We start from the raw sequence: 23407 nt of genomic DNA, 5'->3' as shown, positions 1-23407 counted from the left end.
ACACTCGATACATTCTTATTTAGGCAGATCCTCGTTTCAACAACCTTAATATTAAAAAAAATGGCCTTAATAAAAAGTAAATGAAATGATAACGCTTAGATAGCGGGAGCATACTTGCATCTTTTGAGCTGGGTGTAAATAACATACGAACATAGTGTAGCTTTTGGCTGAATGACATAAGCAAGAAGAAATACCAATCATGTTGTATATTCATATTTCCAGTTGAATAATAATTCTTTTCTATCCTTTCAATAACTCTCTCAAGATGTTTATTAGATTTCTTCAAGGGAATAATTTTGCTAATCTCAGTTGAAGGTTCAGATGACAATAAGTAATGCGATAAAAGGATTGCCTGCTTTACATAGTGTGTTACTTTATACTGCTTTAAAGATCGTTGTAGTCTTTCAAAATTTATGGAATTATTCCTCAATAGTCTATCGATGTCCATTAGCCAGCGAAGTCGTGACCAACCATGCCGTGATCCATGCTCTGAAAGATATAACAATAAATCTTCATTTCCTAAATAATAATAAGTCTGATTTGATACTGAAATTTCATTTCTACGATTCCAAAAATCCATAAAGGTAGGCGCTGCTCTCAGATTCGGGTTCAACCGCCAGTGTAATTCAATTTGAACATGATGCACGGGATGAACGAACGATAGATGATGTGTCCTAATCAACCAATTATTTAATAATTTCTCATCTTTCATTTTGTATCCAGTTTCTAGCAAAATATCCATTGATTTATTTATATCCTCTACATCAACAAATAGATCCAAATCCTTTGAAGTTCTTCTGGATATATCTCCATAGAGAGTTACGGCTAAAACTGGACCTTTTAATACAATAAGCGGTACATCATTCTCTTCAAACCTTTTACATATAACTCCCATTTCTCTTGTTAACTGAAGCATCTTATATGCATTTTTTGTGAAAAGCTGTTGAAGTTTATTAATTACTTCTTGAGGGATTATGGCCGAGATTGAACATATGTTCTTTAATTTCAAGAACACGATAGAATAAACTCTATGGTGTATCACCATATCAAGAAAAACACCCCAATTTACTCCTGATTGGGATATTGTATCTTCATCCACTTCGATATCATCTCGAAGACATAACAACATAAATTTAAACTCATTAGAGTGATCTTTTGTGTTCATTCTTATGCCTCCAACCATTAAAATGACAAGAGCGGTTTCTGTTCTCTTTGTCCTTTGTTCATATTCGGCCGGCCAACGGAATAATAAATCAACTCCGTTTCCGAAATTTCCACTTCACTATAAAGATTTCGTCCATCGATAAGAACAGGATATCTTAGACAGGAGTGAATGGTCTTTGGAGATATATCTTGAAACTCCTTCCATTCGGTTAAGATGCATAATGCATCTGCATCCTTAGCGCATTCAATTGCACTATTAGAGTATTCGACATCTAGTGAAAAAGTCTGTTTGAAGTTTTCAGCAGCGATCGGATCATAGACTTTCACTCTTGCATTCTTATTCAATAAATCCTGAATAATTTCAATGGCCGGCGACTCTCTAATATCATCAGTTTCCGGCTTAAATGCAAGTCCCCAAACAGCGATGGTTTTACCGGATAAATTCATTACTGCTTCAAGTTTATGAATGATGTTAAACCTTTGATCACGATTCACTTCAACTACAGACTTTAACAGTTTAAAATTATAGTCCATTTGCCCTGCTATTTGGATCAATGCTTGTGTGTCTTTTGGAAAACATGATCCTCCGTAACCAATCCCTGCCTTTAAAAAAGAAGAGCCGATACGCTTGTCGTAACCCATTCCTGAGGCTACTTGCGTTACATCGGCTCCTACTTTTTCACATATATTGGCTATTTCGTTGATGAACGATATTTTTGTGGCAAGAAAAGCATTGGAAGCATACTTAATCATCTCAGCACTACGAATGTCTGTAACCATTATTTTATCTGTTAATGGGCTATGCAGCTCTATCAACATCTTCTTCGCCTTTTCAGCAGTTGTCCCGATTATAATACGATCAGGCTGAAGAGTATCCTGTACCGCGGTCCCTTCACGTAAAAACTCCGGAACGGAGGCTACTTCAAAAGCATACCTCGAGTTAGCCTCAATAATTGCCTGAATCTTCTCATTAGTCCCGACCGGCACGGTACTTTTCGTTACTATAATTTTGAAACCGTTTAATGATTGCCCAATCTCCTTTGCCGCCTGCTCAATATAACTCAAATCGGCCTGGCCGTTAGGCAGAGATGGCGTGCCAACAGCAATGATAATTATGTCAGAACTCCGTACAGCTTCAGGCAGATCTGTAGTGAATCTAAGATAGCCCTTTTCTTTATTTTTGGCTAAAAGATGCTTTAACCCAGGCTCATAGATGGGTATTTCCCCTTTGTTAAGCAATTGGACCTTCGAAGCTATTTTATCTACACATACAACCTCATTACCCAGCTCAGAGAAACACACCCCTGAAACCAAGCCTACATATCCGGTTCCTATTACACAGATTTTCACTTTCTTATCCCCTCTCTACAGTACCTTGTTGTCAATGTTACTGTATGAATTGGCCAACAAACTTCACAATGTTCCTTTTATGCCACTCGCTATCTCCATACTGCTTCATTCTCGGACTTGAAAGAAGCCTTGCGATTATATCCTTGGCATTCATGAGTTTTAAACGCTCCCATGATTTCAGTTGATACGGATGTCTACCGGTAAGTGAATGAATCGTGTTTTGATCTTCACTCATTAAATCCCTATCCAATAGTAATAAAGGTTTAAAGAGTGACACCGCCTCTCCTACAGTACCCCAACCAGGCTTTGTAATTATGACATCTGCGGCAGCGACATAATTTTGAGACTCCGTATAAAAAGGTGGTATCGAATGTATACTCTCACGAACAATGTCGATATTGCTGGATACCACAAATACACATGAATCATCCTGCCATATCTTCAGTGAATCAAGACCACTAGCCTGAATGCTCATGCCAAGGGCAAAATAGATGACGCATTTATTCCGCTTCGGATTTATCTTATTGATTAGACGTCGAACTTCATTCTCGTCAGTGTCCCGACAGAAAAAGTCCGCTTTCATTGACCTAACTCCCTTACACCACTGTGGTTCATTAGACCCTGCAAGGCTAATGAAACTGTCCATCATGGAGTATGCATGAAATAAAGGTTGGAGATCTTTATGGCTAAGCATATTTTTATACGCGGTATACCATGTGAAATTGGAAATACCTAAACTCTTGACCTTCGCTATCCTTGCTGCGGCAATAGGAATTGGTGAGATGTCGGATATGACTAAACTCGCGTGTTCACTAGCAATGAAATCAGCCTCTCTTTGAAATTCAAAAGGGAGTGTTTCAACATACTCAAAGTATTTCGATTTAAATAAAATGGGGTCCGTGTCGACAGAACCCTCTTTTAATACATAACCGAGATCAGAGGTGCACTCATGGTAAAGGATGTTATCTGAAGGCACACCTTTCAATGATTTACGAATAAATGGAAGTGCGTTTTTCGAACAGACAATAATTCGATACTGGTTCGGTGCATACTGAAGCAAAGAACGTATTAAGGCAATACTTCGGGTTGCATGACCATAGCCGTAATCTGAGATATAATAGCAGATCGTTTTCATAATAAAATTAGCACATCACATTTTTATGCAGTGTTCAGCCATTTCACCCCATGTCTGATACAACTCGATCAATTGGTTTCTCTCATGCTCTACACCACTCTGGACTACAATAATCTCCAAATCGGATAAAGCCCGAATACTATGCAGCGTCTTCATTGGCAGATGAAGAACATTGCCCGCCTTCACCCTCATAAAATTACCATTTTGGATAAACTCCCCTTCCCCTTTTACAATGGTCCATACTTCTTCACGGTTAGAATGCATACGATAGCTTATATTCTTACCTTCTCCAATACCTATTCGTTTAGTTATTACGCAACGACCGTCGTCATACGTTTGGTCATCAAGTATACGAATCCATCCCCACTGCCTCTCCTCGTACATTGGGCCTTGATTGAAATTGATAAAATCCTTAATACGCGGGCTTGCGCTTTTATCTGTAACTAGAATTCCGTCAGGACTTGCCGCGACTACAATGTTGGACAATCCAACAACCGAGACAGGAATGTCGATTTCATTGATCAGATGCGTGTTCTCGCAATCATCGCTAATAATGCCTCTTCCAATTTGCCGATGCTGCATTTCCTCTGTTAATGTATTCCATGTGCCTAGATCCTTCCAATACCCGTCGTAAGGAACGACTGCAATTCTTGTGGCTTTTTCTACTACTTCGTAATCAAAGCTAATTTTCGGTAATGTCTGGTATTTCTGGATCATTCCTTCATACTGAATAGGCAGTCCCCTGCTTTCAAGAAGATCGATAATATAGCTCAATTTATAAGCAAACACACCGCAATTCCAAAATGCATTCTGAGTTATTAACCGTTTCGCCGTCTCCTCTGTTGGCTTCTCCAGGAAATGACTCACCTCAAGATAATCGGTCCGTTCTAAATCTCCGATGTTATGTTGGGACTCTAACGGAATAATATAACCGTATTTAGAAGACGGGTAAGTTGGCTTAACACCTATAAGCGCAAGTTCAGCATTCGAATGGTCTAGCACATCTTCCAGTCGCTTTACGACGTTAAAGAAATGGTTCTCTACAAAAGGGTCTACCGGCAATACACAAACGACCTCATCTAATCCGACTCCAACATGGGAGTAGAGGTATGTTGTCGCCAGAGCGATTGCTGCAAATGTATCACGCCGTTCAGGTTCAATAATAAGAGGGATTTCCATTCCAATTTGGCTTTGCATAATCTCAATTTGAGATTTACTGGTTGCAATAAAACTGGATTCTGCCAGCCCGTTTGCTACAATCTGTCCCCAAACACGCTGCACCATGGAAACTAGTTCATGCTCATCGTTCTCTAGAACCTTAAGGAATTGCTTGGATCTCGCATCATTTGACAATGGCCATAATCTTTTGCCAGATCCCCCGGACAACAGTACCAGTTTCATTCCACTATCCCTCCTTGAAATTAAAAAAAGTCCCGTTATAGAGACTTTGTCATTGCCATGTTTTTATTTTTTCTATAGGTCTTCATAAATCGATATACATAAACTGGATTATTGTACGCATAACGTTTCCATAATCTTTTAGGCTCTTTTAATAGACGAAACAACCACTCTAAACCTAACTTTTGGAATATTATCGGCGGCCTCTTAATCCTTCCTGTAATAAAATCGAATGCTGCACCGACCCCTATCATTATTCCATTAATTCGATCCCTATGATGATACATCCAATATTCTTGTTTCGGACATCCAAGGCTTACAAATACGATATCAGCTTCAGTTGAATTAATCATATTCACAACCGCAGTATCTTCTTCTTCTGTAAGCTGTCTGAAGGGTGGAGAATGGATTCCTACAATTTCGATACCATCATATTGCTTAAGTAGCGTTTGGGTTAACTCATCTAGGGTCTCTTTAGTTCCACCATAAAGAAAGATTTTATATTTCTTCACCGTAGACAGCTCACACAATTTCAACATTAAATTTGGACCATCAACCCGTTCCTGTTCTGTATACCCGTACGATTTTAATGCCCACACCAAAGGCATTCCATCCGGGGTGCATAATCCAGCTCTATTCAACACTTCTTCAAAAATGATGTCATCACTCGCAGTTACAAGCGAATGTGTATTGCATATACAAACATATTTTTTTTGTTTTTTACTGATCCAAGCTTCTATCGCCGAGACCGTTTCTTTAAAGCTTAATGTAGAAATATTAGAATTAATAATTTTTCCGACATTATATTTTGACCTCTGCGAAACATTCATCATTTTTCTCCTTAATTACACTTTTATATACATCTGTAAGCAGTTTATAATTTATTTCTTCTGTATAATTATGATGAAATACATCGATAACTTTTTTTCTCATACTAGAGTAATTTTTATAATTAAGTGCTTCACTTATAACCCGTTGTATATCTCGGATGTTATCGTGTTGGAAATGAAAGCCTGTCACTTCATGCTGTACAACTTCTTGTAAAGAACCTATTTCACTGCAAATAACCGGTGTTCCAACTGAATAAGCTTCCACTATGGTCATGGGAAAGCCTTCATACCAAATTGAAGGGACTATCAAGTATTTGGCATGCTCCATATAATCCAATACCTTTTGGGTTGGTTGATTACCTACGAACTGCACAGTTTTATCAGCGTACAGCTTAAATAAATGCTCTTTCTCTTGGCCATCCCCCACAATAATAAGTTTCATATCTTTTTTATCATTAATACGTTGCCATGCTTCCAATAAATTTTGAACGCCCTTCTCGGCCGATATTCTTCCAACGTATAAAATATAATTTTCAGTTGTAGTATCTATGGATTCTAACTTCGGTTTATTTGAAATAAAATTCGGCTTTACAACGATCTTATTTTCAGGTAAACCGCCCTCTACAAATTTCATCTTTGAAAATTCCGTTAGAGCTATATATCGATCTACCTTCTTACCCCATGTATCCAACATTCTGTTTAAAGAAATCATTGAAACAATAGGCACTGTCTGCATTCTCGAGCCTCTATAACAACCATTTATAACTGAATTGGCTAATGATCCAGTCACACATTTCTCACATACTTTATTTTCTCTCAAGAAGGTTGCTGCTGGACACATTAATCTGTAATTATGCAAGGTTTGAACTACAGGGATATTCAAATGATTACAGGCATAATAAATTGAAGGCGAAATGAGTGGAAAAAAATTATGGACATGAACCACATCAGGATTCATGCCCATAATTTTTTTTTTAATTCGTTTATATTCAGAAAAGGACCAGGTTGCTTCCAATGCTATTTTTGCTTTTTTCACTAACCCTTGATTGTTAATCATATCATTATGTACTGAGTATAATTCAACTTCTATACCCCTTGACTTCAACAATGCTACTTCCTGGGCAACTACCTTGTCTTCCCCTCCGCCTTGCTGATAATAATTATGGACAAGCAAAACCCTTTTCAATTTGATCGCCTCACATCAATTAACTATCCGTTTTTTTACATGCTTTTTAATGATTTTATACATTTCTCTGTTTTCTACAATAGTCGATCCCTCTTCTAAATCAAAAGTAATTACTGTATTAGCCCCTAATATACAATTGTTGTGTATCCGTATATTTCCCAACACTTTCACTCCGGCGTATATCTTAACATTATCACCTATGACCGGCATTTCCTCTAATCCATCAAACGGAGTTTTTGCTCCGATAGTAGTATTATGAAACAAAAGCAGATTATTCCCTATTTCTGCATTACGCCCAATTACTACTCCCGTAGTATGAGCAAGGAAAAAGCCAGGACCAATCCTGCAATCTGCAGATATTTCCGTTCCATTAAGTATTATGTTTATTCTTGTTAATAACGAATGAATAAAGGGAATATTGTTCACCTTAAAAAATCTCGATAACCTATACAAGGCTACTGCTTGAAATGGACCAATTCCCAGAAAGAAAAATATTATAAATCTTGATAACCTCATTTTATTATCGTATTTAATAAAATCGGACTTTATCAAAGATATTAATTCTTTTACTGATATATTGATCACCTCATTTATTTAACACAAATTTAATCGCATCTTTAAATCCAGCGGCCATCCGATCATAGGTCCAATCTTTAATTGTATCTTTTGCATTAATCCCCAAATAATCAGCATAATCTTTTTGACTGAGTATTTTATCTATTAAACGGGCAAGTCCTTCGGTATCTTTTTCTTCGAATACAACGCCATTTTCTCCATCTCTTATTAACCCACCAACCCCTGCGCCAACTGCATCCGATACTACGATCGGCCTCCCTTGATTCATTACTTCATTAATAACAAGTCCCCAAGGTTCTTTGAAAGTGCTGGTTGTTATAGAAGGTAATACAAATAGATCACAACTTGCGATAACCTCATTTATTTCATCATTAGGGATATATCTTAATATTTTTATATTGACACCTAATTCATCTGCTAAGTCCATTAATTCTTTCTCTAACTCTCCATCACCAATGATAACCAGCCTAATTCCACTTCTTATTGTTGCCCTAGAGATAGCTTCTATAAGGTATTTCAGCCCTTTTTCTTCAACAAGCCTCGAAATACACAATATCATTTTTTCATTATCATTGACTTCCAGCGTTTTTCTTTTACGATGAATGATATCGGTAGCAATTACTTGATTAAATTTAGTGTTGTCGACGGTTTGCCACGCAATAAATATTTTATTGTGGTCAACCCCCAAACTACACAAATAATCCTTAACATGTGTTCCATAAACCACAATAGCATCGGCTTTATTATAAATATATCTAGTAAAAGGAAATGTACATCTATGGATAAAAGTATTGGGGTGACTCCACATTCCTGTCCATAGAATAAACTTTTTCCTTATCAACTTTGAAATCAGGAAAGTTATTGGCAGTTCAAATTTCCCTCCAATACACTTAACAATCACTTTAGACTCCCTATCAAATAGCTTAGGAATTAATCCAATAGCAATTCTAAATCCTCTAATATTTATCCCTTTAATATTCTTACTATTAAATTTCCCCTTTTCGATTGGAATTCGCTTATTCCAAAACGATTCGTTCCCCTCAGAAAAAAATAAAAATTCAACGTTTATTGAATTATGAAGTTCCTCAAATAATTTCACCCTGTAATGTGGACAGAAATTTGTAATGACCTTGACCTCTGACATTATGGTATTCACTCCTATAAATAATAAAAACTATAAGCTTATATAAGACAGAGCACTATGGCATATAACAAATTGAACTGATGAGTATTTGGTACACCAGAGTACAGATTACAAGATTACAAAAACTCCATTGTTTTAGTTTTTATGGCATCTTCATTCATTTGTATTGAAAAATGATTGTAACCTCTCATCTGAAATTTTGTAATGTCCGCAACTGCCTTGATTTTTATCCCTATAGGAACAAATCTATACTTATATGATGCCATTCGATTATTAAATTCTTGGAACAATATGTCTTGAGCGTAATTCCCCCACCGATCCATCGGCATTAAATCTAAAGTCATGCCTGCATGAGCTGAGGGTATAAGCATATTTGAACCATGAATACCAATTACAATTTGGCTTTGACTGTATATTTGACATGTAAGACTTTCAGTATCTTTATTAAAATTTCTAACCCTGCAATCATCAATCCATCCCGGGAATTTACCTGTATCCCCTAAACCAACCACTGTGAATACATGGTCAGGAAATGATTTTCTCAATATCTTAAACAGTCTAATGACTTTCCAGTTTTGATAATATAGTATAGGTTTTGTGAAATTCCCTAAATTCGGATACTTCTGAACGGCTTTAGAAATATAGTAATTATTGATCCAAAAACGATCTTCTCTCCAAATAAATGATATTCTCGGTTGTGCAGTGGCTTCATGTCGATAACATGAAATACCAGTAAAGTTCTCAATGTTAAATTTGCTTGGGTGGGAATAGGCATGACTGACATAAACTTGATCAAAACGTTCAAGCTCATTGGTTATAGCCTCATTCAGAGATGGATAATAGTTTCTTGCATGTTTAAAAGGAATATTAACCGTCCAAACCTCAGCGACAAACTCAGGAACCATCCATTCTAATGCCTTCTGGACTACAACAATAAGAGCTAAATCATGATTATCCTCGTGTTCTCTCTGAGCGTTGAGCAGCTTTAATAATGAATGACCATACAGATAATCAATACAATTTAAAATGATAACCTTTTTACTTTCATTTTTTTTCTTAATCTTGAACGTTATTTCACTATCTAAAATTGGGTTTTGTAATGATTTTCTGAATGGCTCTCCCAACCATTTTTTCGCCTTTTCATCGCCTGTCAAAACATAACCAGACAACTCAACTTTATATGGCAAGTATGTTGCGTGACCGACACCCAGATCTTCAATATATTCTTTATTACATTGTTCACAGATGGTATGAACACACACATGAATTCCTTGCCATATTATTTTGCTGTTATAGACTGGGTGAGTACAATAATTACATGTTGAATGATGATCTATCACCGGCTTAATTTGAATCACTTTAATCTCCAACCTTCATTTCATCAATTTTGAATTTCCAAAATGTAATTATTGAACTTAGCATTAATAATAAATTGTTTCTAATTCTGTGCTTAAAAAACAGATCAATGATAAAAACAGAAATTGAAAATGAAAGGATTGTCGCAACAAGCGAACCTGTAACCCCCATTATCGGTATTAATAAATAATTCAAAATAATATTTGAACCCGCCCCTACCAATGAAGTTATTAAAGTGTATTTAAATAAGCTTTCATTCGTAATAAACAGACTTTTTGCCACACCAAAATTGGTAAAAAACAATCGAATTGCAAATAATGATAGGAGCGCACCGGCTTGTGAGTAGTCATTACCGTACAGTAAAATAACGATGTGATTTGACAGGAAATATATGGGTAATGCTGTTACTAAAAATAAAATGAACATTATTCTATAGACGCTAGATAGCGTCCGTTTATATTCAGCTTCATTAGCCAGTTTAGACTTCGTTACTATTGGAGCACAGGCTGTAGAAATAACAACTGGAATAAACCCTAAAACCTCGATGAGTCGCAAAGCTACTGAATACTGCCCTACAGCCGCATCACCTAACATCTCACCAATCATAATTTGATCAATTCTAGCCTGAACAAATATCGCTGATGAAGATAATACTAATGGCCAACTATTAGCCAAGAGAAATTTAGCTTTGCGGATATTTACTCTCCAACCGAATGGATTTTGCTTATTCCTTTTATAGAAATACAACAAAAGTAAACTTCCCACAATAAATTCAATATGAGCACAGATGGCAACAAATACTATCGAAACATTATTAAGTAATAATATTATTTTGATAAGGCAGCTAATTATAAATGCAATGTTTTTAGCTATTACAGTATATTTGGATTGCATTTGCGATCTAAACCAATAGTCAATGACATCAAACAGTTGAAATATGGATGCTGTCGCAAGGATTAAATTAATAATTCTTATAGTTGAATCATCTGGTCTCAGCACAGAAATACCGATATAAGATGCTGTAATTGCAAGTAATGTCCCAACAAATTTCAATCCAATAGCCGTACCTAAAAGTTCACCAGACTTAGAATTGTCTTTCACTAATTCGCGTACTACAATCGCGTCAAAACCTAAAGTAGTCAATACTAGGAACATGCCAAAAAAAGATTCCGCATAATTCCATTTCCCTAACTCTTCCGGCCCTAAAATACGCGCCATTATGACGCTAACGCTTAAACCTAATATCATTCGTATAATTTTATCGCCAAATAGCCAGGTTGCATTTGCCAAAAGAGTTCTTTTCACGTTAAATTGAATAGCTGCCTGTGACATAAGATCTTGCTCCAATTGTTTAAATTAAAAAGGTTATCTCATTGAGAGATAACCTTTTTCTAATTATTTTTATACCGTTACTACTTTATTATGACTTTGCTGTAATCTCAAAAGATCTGTATCCACCATCATATGAATCAGATCCTTAAACCCAATTTCAAGCTCCCAGCCCAGTTTTTCTTTCGCTTTAGAGCTATCCCCCAGCAAAAGATCCACTTCAGCTGGGCGTACAAATTCAGGATCAATAATCACATAGTCTTTATAATCTAATCCTACATAAGAGAAAGCAACCTCAAGGAGCTCTTTGACAGAGTGCATCTCTCCCGTTGCGATGACAAAATCATCGGGCTCTTCCTGCTGTAGCATGAGCCACATGGCTTTAACATAGTCTCCGGCAAACCCCCAATCCCGAAGGGAGTCAAGGTTGCCCATACGAAGTTCTTTCTGAAGCCCTAATTTGATCCTTGCAACACCATCGGTAACCTTTCTGGTTACAAACTCCAGTCCGCGTCTCGGAGATTCATGGTTAAACAATATACCGGAGCATGCAAACATATTAAAACTTTCGCGGTAATTCACTGTAATCCAATGACCATACACTTTGGCTACCCCATAAGGACTCCGTGGATAAAACGGGGTGGTTTCTTTTTGAGGGGTTTCAACTACCTTTCCAAACATTTCAGAGCTGGAGGCTTGGTAAAACTTTGCATCCGGCTTAACTAAACGAACCGCCTCGAGCATGTTGGTTACCGCGATCGCTGTAATTTGACCGGTAGCCAGAGGTTGAGGCCAAGAAGCGGCCACAAACGATTGTGCAGCCAGGTTATATACTTCGTCCGGGTTTGAAATTCTAACTGCTTCGATCAAAGAAGCTAGATCTGTCAGATCTCCGGAGATCCATTTGATTCTATCCTTGATAGATTCCACATTCTCAAAATTCGGGGTGCTTGTGCGTCTTCGCAATCCGTAAACTTCGTAGCCTTTTTCCAGCAAGAATTCTGCCAGATAAGAACCATCTTGCCCTGTAACTCCTGTAATTAAAGCTCTCTTCATATTAATTTCCTCCACGTTCTCCGATTTATTGGTTTATCAAATATTCCTTCTGGAAGGCCTCATACACCGAACGCAGCCCTTCCTCCAAAGAGATTTGTGCCTTCCAGCCAAGATTATGAATCTTCGTCACATCCACTAGCTTTCTCGGAGTCCCGTCAGGAATAGAGTGATTAAATACGATCTCCCCCGTATAACCTACAACCGATTGAATAAGCTCTGCCAGCTCTTTAATGGAAATATCATGGCCGACACCTACATTAATAATCTCACTGTCGTCATAATGTTTCATCAGGAACAAACAAGCCTCCGCCAAATCGTCGGAATGCAGAAATTCACGTCTTGGCGTCCCGCTTCCCCATATTTCTACCGATGCGGCGTTGTTCTCTTTGGCTTCATGGAATTTCCGGATCAAGGCCGGCAACACATGGGAAGTTTTCAAGTCGAAATTATCATGAGGACCGTACATATTGGTTGGCATAACGGAGATAAACTTTGATCCGTACTGGCGATTATAAGATTGACACATCTTAATTCCGGCGATCTTAGCAATCGCATAAGGCTCATTCGTTGGCTCCAACTCACCTGTAAGTAAATAGTCCTCTTTTAGCGGTTGGGGTGCGAACTTTGGATATATACATGTGGAGCCCAGAAACAATAATTTCTTAACATTAAACTGGTATGCGGAATCAATGACATTGCTTTGGATGAATAGATTATCTCTGATAAAATCGGCAGGATAGTCATTATTTGCGACGATCCCACCTACCTTTGCGGCAGCCAAGAATACATAGTCAATCTTCTCCTGCTCGAACAGATGAAGTACTTCTTCCCGGTTCCTCAAATCCAGTTCAGTACTCGATCGCAGCACCAAATTACGGTACCCCTTACTTTCCAATGCCCTTAATATTGCGGATCCAACCAATCCCTTATGTCCGGCAATATAAATTTTCGAATTTAACTCCATATCTATCCGCCCCTATCACATACTAAAAAGCATTTTTTGATCCAAACATCACTCGTACGGTATGTATTATGATTTTCAAGTCCAATATAATGCCTCTTTGCCTGATATAATGTAAATCTAGCTCAACCATTTCACTGAAACTCAGTCCGTTTCTTCCGCTAATCTGCCATAATCCCGTACACCCAGGGATAACCTTTAATCTGAGCTTGTCGTAGCTGCTGTATTGCTCAACCTCTCTTGGCAATGCTGGTCTTGGACCTACAAGTGACATGTCTCCTAGAATAACATTCCACAATTGCGGTAACTCATCGATACTTGTTTTGCGTATAAACCTCCCAATTTTGGTAATGCGGGGATCATGTCGTATTTTAAACATAGCCCCACTGATCTCATTCTGATCCAGCAGGTTTCCCAGAAGGTCCTCCGCATTTGAAACCATCGAGCGAAACTTATACATTCGGAACGGCTCTTCATCCTTCCCAATACGTGTTTGATAAAAAAAAATGGATCCCTTCGGATCCTCCAGCTTGATTAATATAGCTACGATAAGGAAGAGCGGAGAGAGCAAAATAAGTCCCAAGAATGCAAAAATAAAATCCATCGTTCGTTTGATCATGAGATAAAGAGTTTTTGGTCTTGTATCTTCCATAGTATGATTGGTGTATTTCGAAGTTCCTTCAAAAGCCACCTCTGCTTCATCCCGTTGCGCATTGGGGTACATCAACGATTCACCTCATTAGCGGTTTATTTTGCTAGAATACTCTCGTTCCAGAATCTCCTCTATTCCTCGCAACAAAGGTTTGCGTAATTCCAAATTCTGAAGTGCAAAGTCTAGAGTTGTCATTATAAATCCAAGTTTCTCCCCTACATCATGACGGGTCCCTTCGAAATCATAGGCATATACTCCTTGAGTCTCGTTTAGCTTTTGGATTGCATCTGTCAATTGAATTTCGCCACCTGCGCCTTCTTCTTGATGTTCCAGGAAATCAAATATTTCCGGAGTTAATATATACCTGCCCATGATGGCTAATCTGGACGGCGCTTGACCAGCAGGGGGTTTCTCAACAAAATAATCCACTTTATATAATCGGTCCATTCTCTCGATTGGCGCTACTATACCGTAACGAGATGTCTGATCGAAGGAAACCGTTTGAACACCTATCACTGATTTTTGCAAATCCTCAAACTGTATCGCCAATTGCTGGATACATGGTGTATCCGATTTTACGATGTCATCTCCAAGTAATACGGCGAACGGTTCGTTTCCGATGAAATTGCGCGCACACCATACAGCATGGCCTAGTCCGCGAGCCTCCTTCTGACGTATATAATGGATATCTACATTAGAGGAACGACGCACTTCGTCAAGCAATTCAAATTTGCCTTTACTGAACAAATTATGTTCCAGCTCAAATGCGTGGTCAAAGTGATCCTCAATCGAGCGTTTACCTTTACCAGTGACAATAATAATGTCCTCGATCCCAGATGCAACCGCTTCTTCTACAATGTACTGAATGGTAGGTTTATCGACGATAGGGAGCATCTCTTTCGGCATCGCTTTCGTTGCAGGTAAGAAACGCGTACCCAGACCGGCAGCAGGTATTATCGCTTTTTTCACTTTCTTCATCACACACACACCTATCTCCATTTATATTTTTATACAAATAACCAACGCATAATCTTTGTAGTAGTAGAATCGCTTAGCTATGTACACTTCCATCGGAAAAGGACATAACTAAACTTTCTATAACAGGGCATTCAACCCATCCTCACATTACACCCTCGACAATCATGTCTAAGGTCATTTAGACCCACAGCGTAACCGAGTATCTACAGTGATATAGGTGCAGTAGACATTACCTGGTTTCCTTACCATGCTTTATAACTACATTAAACACATAAAATTAATCGGTTTTATTACCCAACCTGGTTCAAAACGACACCCAAGATTCGGGCATTGACATGACTCAACTGCTCCTTGGCCTTTCGCAAATGATCTTTCTTGGCTTTTCCAGCAGCAGCCACCATAATTACGCCATCGCACATCGCACTGAGAATAACACTATCCGAAACATCCAGAATTGCAGGTGTATCTATGAGAATTACATCGTATTGCTTCTCTAATGTCTCCAATAGTTCCCACATGGTTTTAGAATCTATAAGCTCTGAGGGATTTGAAGGTACCGGTCCTGAAGGAAGAAGATGTAGGTGGCTGATAGATGTTTCTTGAATGGCATCTTCATTACTTATTTGCCTTGTTAACAACGTGCTTAAGCCTTGGTTATTCAACTGGGAAAATATGCGATGCAGAGAGGGTTTTCGCATATTAGCATCGATTAGAAGTACCTTTTTACCTTCTTGTGCATAAATTACCGCCAAGTTGCTAATGGTTGTTGTCTTACCCTCCCCGGCTTGCGAAGAAGTAACCATTAGAGTATGTAATTCGTGATCTTTGGATGAAAACTGAATCCTTGTTCGAAGGAGACGATAAGTTTCCGTTCTGGGGGAATTCGGATTTAAGGATACAATCAGACTGCCGTCATTGATTAATCGTCGCATATTGACTCTCACCTACTTTTGATTTTTGTGCTGATTTCATTCTCCAAGACTTTTTCATCTCTCCTTTTGCGTACTTCCCTACAACCGCCAGAACCGGGACATCTAAAATCTCTGCAATCTCTCTCTCTGTCTTTAACGTATCGTCAAGATAGTCTAAGAGAAATACAAGACCGATTGCCAGCATAAGAGAAACCACAAAACTAATTAATATATTCATAATCGGATTAATATTAATGGGAGCAGGCGATGCCGAAATATCTGCTTCACTTAGAATCGTAATATTATCAACATTCATAATATGAGGGATTTGTTCCTTAAACACCTCAGATACAGCATTTACTATTGTGGCTGCCTTACCATAGGAAGTATCCTGATAAACCAGATTCATGACTTGCGAATTATTTGCTGAAGTAACGGATATTCTGGCAGCCAGTGGTCCAGCGTTCTCACCCAGATCAGGATATTTCTCGACAACTTTATTCATAATGGCCGAAGATTTGATGATCTCTTTGTAAGAATTAATAAGAAATATACTGGTTTGGATTGTGCTCGCATTAAGTGTCCCTGCTCCTTCACCAGATGACTGGTTCACGATGAGCTTAGCATTCGCTGCATAGATTGGAGTTGTAAAAAGATAGCTCTTTACCCCGGTTGCAGCCATAGCAACGATGACAATAATTACAATTAACCACCACTTTTTTAGTACAATACCGAAATACTGTTTTAGTTCCATCTGCTTCCAATCCCTCCGTTTGATTCAAAATACCTAAAACACGTAAATCCGTTTTTATTGATAATGGCTATTAATACATCACTCATGATTCGGAGCTCTTCGATACAATTTGTATAATTTATATTCCATAATTTACGATACAGTTTGTATCATGTCAAGGAGAACTTTCTTGTCTTTTCTACAATAGCGACACGCCACATACCCGCATTGATTGATATAGAACATGTGTTAACGCTTACTTATCAATAAGAAATTATTTACCGCAGCAATATTTAAGGCCCAAGTACATCCGTGATAAGCCTTCTCCTACTTGAATACATGTAAATCCTGCTTTATGATAATAACCTGCGGATACAAATTGTATCTAAATTGCTTATCAATTCCACATCTACTTCCAGCCATGGATTCCGTGATAAAAGGCTTTTCAAGAAAAGGAGTTATGTTATGCGCATCATAATTACTGCATTATGGGCCTTGGCCTTGTTCGTATTCACATGCTCTCTAAATTTCCATCTTCTAATCCAACATCAGATTTTAAATTTCCGATTTAATTCATCTCCGGATTGGTCTGAGCTCCTTAATCTGGATTTTCAGTGGTACAGCAGAGATTGGATTTCACGCAAAATAGGCCACTTCTTTGGTTTTTTCACGCTTGCACTACTGGCTTCCAATTTCGGCAAAATCAAATCAGCATTTTATTGGTGCGTTTTTTATGCTGCATTCACCGAAATCCTCCAGCTGTTCTTCTTTAGAGGAGGACGGATTTATGACGTGATTAATGATGCGCTCGGCATTCTACTTGCTTATTTCTTGTGCACAATTCAGCTCCGGAAAAGTGCCAGAATCACACAACGTTTCAAAAACAATACTCGTTAAGGTTCCCCACAACATAAACAAACAAAAAAATGTATTGATACATTTTGTATACATGATATATAATGACTACGATACATATTGTATCTAATGTCTTAAAATTGCCGGATAGGCTGTAAGAAAGGAAAATCCAATGGGTGCAATTGTCGGTATTTATCGTGTAGGTGGAGAGCCGATTCAAGGGGAGAGTAGCGAACGCATGATGTCGGCATTAAGCAAATATCCCGCAGATCAAAGTGCCGTTTGGCAACAAGACCATATCATGCTGGGTTGCCATGCCCAATGGATTACGGAGCAAGCCTCACAAGTACTGCCTTTTTACGACCCACAGCGCGGACTTGCAATTACCGCTGATGCCATCTTAGACAATCGGGATGAGCTTATGTACCAACTCGATGTACCATATGGCCAAAGATCGCTCATGACTGATAGCGAAATTCTGTTACTGGCTTATGAAAAATGGTCGAAATACATGCCGGAGTATTTAGTCGGAGATTTTGCCTTTGCTATATGGGATGAACGCAAACAGTTGCTGTTCGGAGCAAGGGATTTCTCAGGCACCCGCACTTTGTATTATCATCACGATGAGCAGCAGTTCTCATTCTGTACGATGATGACTCCTTTATTCGCTTTACCATACATACATAAAGAGCTTAACGAACAGTGGTTAGCTGAGTTTCTAGCCATTCACGGTGTATTCGAACCGCCAGATACCTCAACTACCGTGTACCGCCATATTTATCAAATACCACCATCACATAGCTTTATCATTCAACATAGCTGGTTGCAGATCAGCCGATATGACAGTCTTGCGAATGTACACCCTTTACAGCTCCGATCATCAGAGGAGTATGAGGAGGCCTTCAGGGATGTATTCCAAAAAGCCGTAACTTCAAGACTTCGTCGATCAAGCTTACATATCGGGGCTCATCTTAGCGGAGGATTGGATTCGGGTTCTGTTGCAAGCTTCGCTGCCAGAGCTCTTCAGCAGGAGAACCGCTTACTCCATACCTTCAGTTATGTGCCCGAGAATGGATTCGAAGATTGGACGCCCAAGCACAGATTTGCGGACGAGAGGCCGCTCATTCGTCAGACTGTACAATTTGTAGGAAATATCAAGGATCACTACTTGGATTTCAAAGGAAATAGTCCCTTTACGGAAATCGACGATTGGCTTGACATCATGGAATCCCCTTATAAATTTTTTGACAACTCGTTTTGGCTAAGAGGAATCTACGCTCAAGCACAGCAGTGTGGAATCGGTATTCTGTTGAATGGTGCAAGGGGAAATTACAGCATTTCTTGGGGACCTGCGCTCGAATATTACACAATGCTCATGAAGAAATTCAATTGGTTGCATCTCACTCGCGAGATCAATCAATATAGCAGGAATACTGGAGTTGGACGTAAACAGCTATACTCCATCCTATGCCGTAAAGCAGTTTCTCCACTTTCCAAAATAATAACTTCAAGATCATCACCTGAGTTTCCGCAACTCATTCATTCCGATTTCGCTGAACGAACAGGCGTTTATGACAAATTGCAGGACCGCACCTTTACCGGAATCGGGTCAACCGCAGACCTCCCGGCAGATCCATTGGAAGCCAGAATTCAGCATTTTAACCGTGTCAACATATGGAGCGCTACCGGAACAAGCGGATGCAAGCTGTCACTTCGTTATTCCGTTTGGAGCCATGATCCGACCAACGATCTGCGGGTCATTCGTTTCTGTCTATCAACGCCCATGGAGCAGTTCGTTCATAACGGCATGGATCGCGCATTGATCAGGCGGTCTACCAAAGGCTGGCTCCCAGACTCCATCCGACTCAATCAGCGAACGAGGGGCATCCAAGCTGCCGATTCCATCCATCGAATGCAGAGCGATTGGCCTGTATTCATCGATGAGTTGGAGCAATTGTGCCGCGATTCTAGAATGCAGCAGTTCATCAACATGCCTGTTCTCCAAGAAGCCCTCACGGAGGCCCGAGAGGGGTTGGATCCGAATCAAGCTTACGGTCCATCTATCAAACTGCTAATGCGCAGCATCATTTTATACCGATTTCTCGAAAAAAACTTTTGAAAGGAGGTGAATCCACATGAAAAAGGAATGGAGCGAACCTGCATTGGAAGTACTCGATATGAATATGACCATGGCAGGTCCAGGAAGTGCAATTCCGGATGGAGTTCAGCCGGATCCGGATGAAATCGTTAACTACAGCTAATCTTCATGGATTCATCTTCTAAGTACCGTAGCCCGTATATGCCTTATTGGGTATATGGGCTTTCTCTTTTAATCCGCAATATCAAAACATTGGAGTGAGGGCAATGACTCAAACCCTTAAGAGAAATCTGTATACAGCCTTTGGGCATTCCATACATAGTGAGATTCCTTTGCCTGAGGTACAGCACATTGAGGCATCTGACCATTCAGCCGATATAGTCATTCGCTATGCCAACTTATCGAAAAAGTGGCAAAAATGCGCTGATCCCTCAAGATCCTATATATGTACACAGAACCAATTCATGTTCAGAGTCCCTGACCTGGCTATCTTCGCCGTGGAAAACGGAACCACTATCTCGATTTGCCCTGACGAGGGTGTAGATGAAGATAAAGTTCGTTTATATGTACTCGGTACATGCATGGGTGCTATTTTGATGCAACGAAAAATCCTCCCATTACACGGAAGTGCCATAGTTATCAACGACAAAGCTTACGCATTTGTGGGTCATTCCGGTCATGGGAAATCCACGCTCGCTTCGGCTTTTCTACAGCAAGGGTATCAGCTATTGACAGATGATGTTATTGCGATCACTCTGGATCATCGTCATATTCCTTATATAACACCAGCTTACCCGCAACAGAAACTTTGGCAGGAGAGTTTGGATGTCTTCGGCATGAATTCGAATCAGTTCCGTCCCCTATTCGACCGTGAAACTAAATTCGCCGTTCCTGTAGAATCCCACTTTTCCACCGACACCCTTCCGCTCGCCGGGATCTTCGAGCTCATCAAGGCCGACTGCGGGCAAGTCAGCATTCGGGCAGTTGAGAAGTTAGAACGATTGCCACTCCTATACCGCCATACCTATCGTAAATCCATTCTGCTTGAGAGTGGGTTAAGCAAATGGCATTTTGATATAACGGCCCGTATCTCCAGCAGTACTCCGGTTCACCAGCTTCAGCGTCCATTACACGAGCATACTGTGCACCAGTTAACTACCTTAGTATTAGATACTATTATCGAATAAAAAAAGACGACCTCCAGTTGGTCGTTTTTTTGATTATTCTTCAAAATGTTATTATTCTTAAACTCAGAGACGTCAAAGGTACCCTGATCTCCTAGACTATGTCGATGATCGTTCTTTAAAAACTTCGATCGTCAACAAAATTATTATATTTATTAACTCCTTGAGTACCTCCTATTAGACGTGTTTCTTGAATGCGGCAGGATGTCTTAATAGTATGTGCAAAAGTACCCACGATGTTTACAGGTATCTTATTGGTATCACTAATCATTGTATTTCCCAATAAGTCAAAGTTCCACTTTATAGCCGAAAGAGAGTTGCTACTCGCACTTGAATCATCATAAATTATACTTTGAATTTTTCCACTAAAAGAATTATTGTGTATTATAATTGTCCCCGTTTCAGTTGGAGAAAACGCTGATTTGTAATCATAGTTTTTAGAAAAATCAAAATACCCTTTCTGAGAAAAGCTTAATTTATTAGATAATACCGTATTTCCAGAGAAATTCAGGAATTTTATATTTCCTAACAGAAAAAATAAGACACTTTGATTTCCGATCTCAATAATATTGTTTATAATATTGAGATTATCAATAGACCCACTCAAATCTCCGTTTAATATTGAAAATCTGTAACTTGTTTTAAACACATTCTGGCTTATGTTTGCATTTTTCAACACTGTAGAACGCTGGTTGGTGGGGGTTGTTGGTAATCCACCCAAGCTTATTACATAATCATTACAAGTAACATTATTACCAAAAATATTTATGTTGTTATTTGTAAAGGTGTTATTAACTCCTCCATTAAATAAAGTGAATCTTGAACAGTAACCTATGTTTCCAGAAAGCGTTATATTGCTATTGGACTGAGGGGAGACTACTGAATCTCCTACATCGAAGGTTGAAAAAGCCGCTTTAGGGAGATCTATAATATTATTTATTAATAAAAATACATTCATACCGTTCCTAACTTTAACCGCTTCACGCGTGGACAAATCCGATGTCGTGAAGGTATTACCATCTACAATTATATTGCCTGAAATTTTCCCTTCATAATTACGCCCACCAAAGTATACCGCATGGTCCAAGTAATCCTTAAATATATTATTCTTAATAAGAACGTTTTCTGAGTTACCTAAAATAAAAGTACCACATGAATGATCAAATACATTGTTCAAAAATCTGGTGGGGCGTTTTGCACTACGATCTGTTATAAAGTCGGCATAATATATAAATTCATTTGAAGATTGATTAAGCGGGATTTGCTTATTTCCACCATCATAATTAATTCCATTTATTTCGTTATCACCTTCTAAAAAAATTGCCCATCCGCTTACTTCTCTGGAAAATTTCCTGCTTATTTGGGCTCCGTTACTATAAAGATTTACTCCTTCCTTTAGTAACAGTATATTGTGTAGATTATATGAGTTTTGAGTTTTTGGTATAAAAACATCATAACCGTTACTATGAGCATGATTAATGGCAGACTGTATTGCTTTTGAATCATCTGACTTTCCGTCACCCATCGCTCCAAAATCTTTTACGTTGACTGATAGAGTCTTGTCTTCGCTTGAGTTCTGCTTATTCATAATTATACGCCCCCATGTTTGTTGAAAAAGACTAAACTATGAACACCATTTGGCAGATCTATGTTCACTATCTCCATTAAAGAAGTGGGTTTTTCCCATTTGTAATTAATTCTTGGTTACAACAAATACTACCTTGATTAGAACATCATTATCATAATCTGACAGCCTTGTTCTGCGTCACCATTTTTGAGTGCTTACATTTATATATGTGGTGAGGACATAGTTGGTACCGCTTTATTATCATATTCATTAAATAAATTGGATTTCTAGCATTTGACAAAGACGCCTACCATACACCCAACACATCCCGAACGGGTAATTTGTTTGAGTTTCCCATACAGTAAAAGACACTGACCCCAGGCCAGTGTATTCTTTAAGTTCTGAAGTACGAGCTAGCATTACATCCATATATCCAGAGGTTATTATAAATACAAACACTCTTGGAGCAGGTTAAGATAAATATGCAAACCAGGAGGAGTCGCTCCCCAATCCGAAGACTGCCAAGGTATGGCATGGCATCGACACGATTTAGTCGTCCAGCGGCATGCTCTCAACAGCTGTGAAGAATACGTCCAGCAGCTCTTTGTCAAACGTTTGTTTTACGTATTCCGATATTCGCGCTAGCTCTTCCTCGCCGTTATATTCCAGGCATGCACGCCCTTCACACCATAACACCATGCAATGAAATCGCTGCTTCACATGCTCAATAACATAGTCTTGTTCCACACATTCACGGATCGTTGCTGCCAAACGCTTCACACCCTCTCTTGTTTTTAAGTTCTTGCATCATCCTTATTATTCGAATTTTAAATATTCTTTCGATGACATTCGTCACATTATATTGGATATCAGCAACGTGCAATTGGTGTATTCATATTGTTAAGGAGGAAAAAGGGGCGTCCGAAAGATCTTAGATCCATCGG

Annotated in this window: 22 protein-coding genes; 4 read left to right on the top strand and 18 right to left on the bottom strand. The window is 38.8% G+C overall.

Going from position 1 to position 23407, the window contains the following annotated elements; genetic code table 11:
• Positions 1–19: 19 nt before the first annotated feature.
• The 16 genes from MKX98_RS01845 to MKX98_RS01770 all read right to left on the bottom strand — a co-directional run bounded on the left by MKX98_RS01845 (position 20) and on the right by MKX98_RS01770 (position 16780).
• Positions 20–1165 carry a nucleotidyltransferase family protein gene (locus MKX98_RS01845; protein ID WP_339221093.1) on the bottom strand — a complete coding sequence of 382 codons (1146 nt, stop codon included), beginning with the start codon at positions 1163–1165 and terminating at the stop codon, positions 20–22.
• Positions 1166–1182: 17 nt separating this feature from the next.
• Complete coding sequence (locus tag MKX98_RS01840) at positions 1183–2514, bottom strand: UDP-glucose/GDP-mannose dehydrogenase family protein (protein ID WP_339221091.1); 1332 nt, start codon at positions 2512–2514, stop codon at positions 1183–1185.
• A 37-nt stretch (positions 2515–2551) separates the two neighbouring features.
• Positions 2552–3649 carry a hypothetical protein gene (locus MKX98_RS01835; RefSeq protein ID WP_220686878.1) on the bottom strand — a complete coding sequence of 366 codons (1098 nt, stop codon included), beginning with the start codon at positions 3647–3649 and terminating at the stop codon, positions 2552–2554.
• 15 nt (positions 3650–3664) lie between these two features.
• A complete protein-coding gene (locus MKX98_RS01830; protein ID WP_339221090.1) occupies positions 3665–5050 on the bottom strand; it encodes a sugar phosphate nucleotidyltransferase in 1386 nt (461 codons plus the stop codon).
• 35 nt (positions 5051–5085) lie between these two features.
• Complete coding sequence (locus MKX98_RS01825; RefSeq protein WP_339221088.1) at positions 5086–5880, bottom strand: WecB/TagA/CpsF family glycosyltransferase; 795 nt, start codon at positions 5878–5880, stop codon at positions 5086–5088.
• On the bottom strand, positions 5849–7063 hold the full coding sequence (locus tag MKX98_RS01820; RefSeq protein WP_259445514.1) for a glycosyltransferase: 1215 nt from the start codon (positions 7061–7063) through the stop codon (positions 5849–5851). The genes MKX98_RS01825 and MKX98_RS01820 overlap by 32 nt, the downstream gene beginning before the upstream one ends.
• A gap of 15 nt (positions 7064–7078) precedes the next feature.
• The gene (locus MKX98_RS01815) at positions 7079–7489 is read right to left on the bottom strand and encodes a serine acetyltransferase (RefSeq protein ID WP_339221085.1); all 411 of its coding nucleotides are present in this window, start codon (positions 7487–7489) and stop codon (positions 7079–7081) included.
• Positions 7490–7649: 160 nt separating this feature from the next.
• Positions 7650–8783 carry a glycosyltransferase family 4 protein gene (locus tag MKX98_RS01810; protein ID WP_339221083.1) on the bottom strand — a complete coding sequence of 378 codons (1134 nt, stop codon included), beginning with the start codon at positions 8781–8783 and terminating at the stop codon, positions 7650–7652.
• 116 nt (positions 8784–8899) lie between these two features.
• The gene (locus MKX98_RS01805; RefSeq protein WP_339221081.1) at positions 8900–10141 is read right to left on the bottom strand and encodes a hypothetical protein; all 1242 of its coding nucleotides are present in this window, start codon (positions 10139–10141) and stop codon (positions 8900–8902) included.
• A gap of 1 nt (position 10142) precedes the next feature.
• A complete protein-coding gene (locus MKX98_RS01800; RefSeq protein ID WP_339221079.1) occupies positions 10143–11471 on the bottom strand; it encodes a flippase in 1329 nt (442 codons plus the stop codon).
• Positions 11472–11540: 69 nt separating this feature from the next.
• Positions 11541–12524 (bottom strand): GDP-mannose 4,6-dehydratase, encoded by a 984-nt coding sequence (gmd, locus tag MKX98_RS01795; RefSeq protein WP_220686885.1) that lies wholly within the window; start codon positions 12522–12524, stop codon positions 11541–11543.
• Between the two features lie 25 nt (positions 12525–12549).
• Positions 12550–13488, bottom strand: a complete 939-nt coding sequence (locus MKX98_RS01790) for a GDP-L-fucose synthase (protein ID WP_339221077.1) — start codon at positions 13486–13488, stop codon at positions 12550–12552.
• Positions 13489–13510: 22 nt separating this feature from the next.
• Positions 13511–14209 carry a sugar transferase gene (locus tag MKX98_RS01785; RefSeq protein WP_220686887.1) on the bottom strand — a complete coding sequence of 233 codons (699 nt, stop codon included), beginning with the start codon at positions 14207–14209 and terminating at the stop codon, positions 13511–13513.
• 15 nt (positions 14210–14224) lie between these two features.
• Entirely contained in the window at positions 14225–15115 is an 891-nt protein-coding gene (gene galU / locus MKX98_RS01780; RefSeq protein WP_220686888.1) for a UTP--glucose-1-phosphate uridylyltransferase GalU, read from the bottom strand.
• A 290-nt stretch (positions 15116–15405) separates the two neighbouring features.
• Complete coding sequence (locus MKX98_RS01775) at positions 15406–16047, bottom strand: CpsD/CapB family tyrosine-protein kinase (protein WP_220686889.1); 642 nt, start codon at positions 16045–16047, stop codon at positions 15406–15408.
• Positions 16028–16780: a Wzz/FepE/Etk N-terminal domain-containing protein gene (locus MKX98_RS01770; RefSeq protein WP_220686890.1), complete on the bottom strand. Its 753-nt coding sequence runs from the start codon at positions 16778–16780 to the stop codon at positions 16028–16030. Before MKX98_RS01770 ends, MKX98_RS01775 begins: the two co-directional genes overlap by 20 nt.
• 444 nt (positions 16781–17224) lie before the next feature.
• On the opposite strand from MKX98_RS01770, the gene MKX98_RS01765 reads away from it, so the two are divergent.
• From MKX98_RS01765 to MKX98_RS01750, 4 genes are all read left to right on the top strand, one after another.
• Positions 17225–17656 (top strand): VanZ family protein, encoded by a 432-nt coding sequence (locus MKX98_RS01765; RefSeq protein ID WP_220686891.1) that lies wholly within the window; start codon positions 17225–17227, stop codon positions 17654–17656.
• A 130-nt stretch (positions 17657–17786) separates the two neighbouring features.
• Positions 17787–19733, top strand: a complete 1947-nt coding sequence (locus MKX98_RS01760; protein ID WP_339221074.1) for an asparagine synthase-related protein — start codon at positions 17787–17789, stop codon at positions 19731–19733.
• A 16-nt stretch (positions 19734–19749) separates the two neighbouring features.
• The gene (locus tag MKX98_RS01755; RefSeq protein WP_220686893.1) at positions 19750–19875 is read left to right on the top strand and encodes a paeninodin family lasso peptide; all 126 of its coding nucleotides are present in this window, start codon (positions 19750–19752) and stop codon (positions 19873–19875) included.
• A gap of 103 nt (positions 19876–19978) precedes the next feature.
• Positions 19979–20899, top strand: coding sequence for an aldolase (locus tag MKX98_RS01750; protein ID WP_220686894.1), 921 nt, complete (start codon positions 19979–19981; stop codon positions 20897–20899).
• 115 nt (positions 20900–21014) lie between these two features.
• On the opposite strand, the gene MKX98_RS01745 is transcribed toward MKX98_RS01750, so the two are convergent.
• Both MKX98_RS01745 and MKX98_RS01740 read right to left on the bottom strand, forming a co-directional pair.
• A complete protein-coding gene (locus MKX98_RS01745) occupies positions 21015–22484 on the bottom strand; it encodes a glycosyl hydrolase family 28-related protein (protein WP_339221071.1) in 1470 nt (489 codons plus the stop codon).
• A gap of 528 nt (positions 22485–23012) precedes the next feature.
• Entirely contained in the window at positions 23013–23243 is a 231-nt protein-coding gene (locus MKX98_RS01740) for a hypothetical protein (protein WP_308116318.1), read from the bottom strand.
• Positions 23244–23407: the final 164 nt, after the last annotated feature.

It is taken from the genome of Paenibacillus sp. FSL W7-1332, from assembly GCF_037969785.1.
Lineage (GTDB): Bacteria > Bacillota > Bacilli > Paenibacillales > Paenibacillaceae > Paenibacillus_AQ.
Note: the sequence above shows the minus strand (reverse complement) of the source record. Positions and strands in the feature narration are given on the sequence as shown.

Bases quoted from the DNA above. Each gene is read 5' to 3' on its own strand.
- MKX98_RS01845 (WP_339221093.1), bottom strand. From the start codon at position 1,165: ATGAACACAAAAGATCACTCTAATGAGTTTAAATTTATGTTGTTATGT.
- MKX98_RS01835 (WP_220686878.1), bottom strand. From the start codon at position 3,649: ATGAAAACGATCTGCTATTATATCTCAGATTACGGCTATGGTCATGCA.
- MKX98_RS01830 (WP_339221090.1), bottom strand. From the start codon at position 5,050: ATGAAACTGGTACTGTTGTCCGGGGGATCTGGCAAAAGATTATGGCCA.
- MKX98_RS01825 (WP_339221088.1), bottom strand. From the start codon at position 5,880: ATGATGAATGTTTCGCAGAGGTCAAAATATAATGTCGGAAAAATTATT.
- MKX98_RS01810 (WP_339221083.1), bottom strand. From the start codon at position 8,783: ATGTCAGAGGTCAAGGTCATTACAAATTTCTGTCCACATTACAGGGTG.
- MKX98_RS01800 (WP_339221079.1), bottom strand. From the start codon at position 11,471: ATGTCACAGGCAGCTATTCAATTTAACGTGAAAAGAACTCTTTTGGCA.
- gmd (WP_220686885.1), bottom strand. From the start codon at position 12,524: ATGAAGAGAGCTTTAATTACAGGAGTTACAGGGCAAGATGGTTCTTAT.
- MKX98_RS01790 (WP_339221077.1), bottom strand. From the start codon at position 13,488: ATGGAGTTAAATTCGAAAATTTATATTGCCGGACATAAGGGATTGGTT.
- MKX98_RS01785 (WP_220686887.1), bottom strand. From the start codon at position 14,209: ATGTACCCCAATGCGCAACGGGATGAAGCAGAGGTGGCTTTTGAAGGA.
- galU (WP_220686888.1), bottom strand. From the start codon at position 15,115: ATGAAGAAAGTGAAAAAAGCGATAATACCTGCTGCCGGTCTGGGTACG.
- MKX98_RS01775 (WP_220686889.1), bottom strand. From the start codon at position 16,047: ATGCGACGATTAATCAATGACGGCAGTCTGATTGTATCCTTAAATCCG.
- MKX98_RS01770 (WP_220686890.1), bottom strand. From the start codon at position 16,780: ATGGAACTAAAACAGTATTTCGGTATTGTACTAAAAAAGTGGTGGTTA.
- MKX98_RS01765 (WP_220686891.1), top strand. From the start codon at position 17,225: ATGCGCATCATAATTACTGCATTATGGGCCTTGGCCTTGTTCGTATTC.
- MKX98_RS01760 (WP_339221074.1), top strand. From the start codon at position 17,787: ATGGGTGCAATTGTCGGTATTTATCGTGTAGGTGGAGAGCCGATTCAA.
- MKX98_RS01755 (WP_220686893.1), top strand. From the start codon at position 19,750: ATGAAAAAGGAATGGAGCGAACCTGCATTGGAAGTACTCGATATGAAT.
- MKX98_RS01750 (WP_220686894.1), top strand. From the start codon at position 19,979: ATGACTCAAACCCTTAAGAGAAATCTGTATACAGCCTTTGGGCATTCC.
- MKX98_RS01745 (WP_339221071.1), bottom strand. From the start codon at position 22,484: ATGAATAAGCAGAACTCAAGCGAAGACAAGACTCTATCAGTCAACGTA.